Source organism: Streptomyces coryli (assembly GCF_011044975.1).
Taxonomy (GTDB): Bacteria; Actinomycetota; Actinomycetes; order Streptomycetales; family Streptomycetaceae; genus Streptomyces; species Streptomyces coryli.
Genome location: NZ_JAAKZV010000515.1, coordinates 1 through 1540, shown reverse-complemented (window position 1 = coordinate 1540; position 1540 = coordinate 1). Strand labels below are relative to the sequence as shown.

Below are 1540 nucleotides of genomic sequence, written 5' to 3'. Positions count from 1 at the left end.
AAGAGACAGCCCACCGCCCACGCGTGCGGCGGCAGCTGCCCCCCGCCGAAGCTGTCGATCAGCGCGTGCCGCACCAGGTCGATATAGACCGCCGCCGGGTTCAGGTCCAGCGCGTGCCGCACCGCCGCCGGTGCCCCCGCCGTCTTGTCGGCGATCGAATACATCACTCCGGACGCGTACAGCCACGTCCGCAGCGCGAACGGCATCAGCTGGGCCAGGTCCGGCATCCGGCTCCCCAGGCGCGCGAAGACCAGCGCCAGCCCGGTGTTGAACACCAGCTGCAGCCCCAGCGCCGGTACCGCCAGCAGCCAGCGCGGTGACGGGACTTCGCCCATCGCCAGCAGGATCCCCGCGAGCACGAGCAGCGACCACAGCAGCTGCCGCAGCTGCTGCAGCACCAGCGCGACCGGCAGCGCGGCGCGCGGGAAGTGCAGCGCCCGTACGAGTCCGATCGACCCGGACACCGCCCGTACGCCGCCGAGCACCGAGGACTGCGTGAAGGTGAAGACGAAGATGCCGGTGACCAGGAACGGGATGTAGTCGGGTACGCCGTGCTTGGTGCCCATCAGGACGCCGAAGACCAGGTAGTAGACGGCGGCGCTGAGCAGCGGGGTGGCGACCTGCCAGAGCTGGCCGAGCTTTGCCTGGCTGTATTGCGCCTGGTGGCGGGCGCGGGCGAACTCGTGAATGAAGTGCCGCCGCTGCCACAGCTGCCGCGCGTACGCCGCGATGCCCGGGCGGCGGCCGATGGGCGTCAGGCCGTGGGCAGTGGCGAGGTCGTACGGGGTCATCGGTCTCCTTCGTTACGAGACGATGGAACGGGTCCGTTCCGTCGTCCCCGCAAACGAAGCTAGCCCCCGTCGACGTCGGAACGCAAGCGTTCCAACGTAAAGGGAAAGCAAGGTTAGGATCGGCCCATGCCGCCCGAAGCCCGCCGCCCCGCCGCCGGCGCCGCCGTGCTCCGCCCGGACGTCACCGACGCGATCCGGGACGCGGTGCTGCAGGAGCTCGCCGAGGTCGGTTACGGCCGCCTGTCCATCGAGCGGGTCGCCCGCCGCGCCGGGGTCGGCAAGGCCGCCGTCTACCGCCGCTGGCCGTCGAAGCTGCCCATCGTCCTCGACGTCGTCTCAGGCCTCGCCGCGCAGAGCCTGCCGACGCCCGACACGGGTTCCCTGTACGGGGACGTACGTGCACTCCTGGACGTCACCGCCAAGGTGCTCCAGCACCCGATGGCCGCCCAGATCCTCCCTGACCTCCTCGCCGAGGCCGCCCGCAGCCCCGAGCTCGGCCAGACGCTGCAGAGCGCGCTCCGCGAGGCGCAGCACGGGATCGTCACCGCGATGGTCGGCCGCGCGGCCGACCGCGGCGAGCTGGCCGCGCGGCCGGACCCGGACGTGGCGATGGACCTGCTCGCGGGCCCCCTCTACTGGCGCCTGATGCTTGACCGCACCCGCCTGCCCGCCGCGTACCTGGACCGCCTGGCGAACGCGGTCGTGGCCGCCCTCGCGGCCGCCGAGTAACGCCGCCCCCAGCCCTACCC

The 1540-nt window shown here is 72.3% G+C and carries 2 protein-coding genes; one reads left to right on the top strand and one right to left on the bottom strand.

The features are described 5' to 3' along the window. A partial coding sequence (locus G5C51_RS41855; RefSeq protein WP_165246151.1) for an ABC transporter permease occupies positions 1-791 on the bottom strand: 791 nt, incomplete at its 3' end. A 126-nt stretch (positions 792-917) separates the two neighbouring features. Here G5C51_RS41855 and G5C51_RS41850 point away from each other — a divergent pair. Beyond that, positions 918-1520: a TetR/AcrR family transcriptional regulator gene (locus G5C51_RS41850; RefSeq protein WP_165246149.1), complete on the top strand. Its 603-nt coding sequence runs from the start codon at positions 918-920 to the stop codon at positions 1518-1520. Positions 1521-1540 lie beyond the last annotated feature (20 nt).

Bases quoted from the DNA above. Each gene is read 5' to 3' on its own strand.
- G5C51_RS41850 (WP_165246149.1), top strand. From the start codon at position 918: ATGCCGCCCGAAGCCCGCCGCCCCGCCGCCGGCGCCGCCGTGCTCCGC.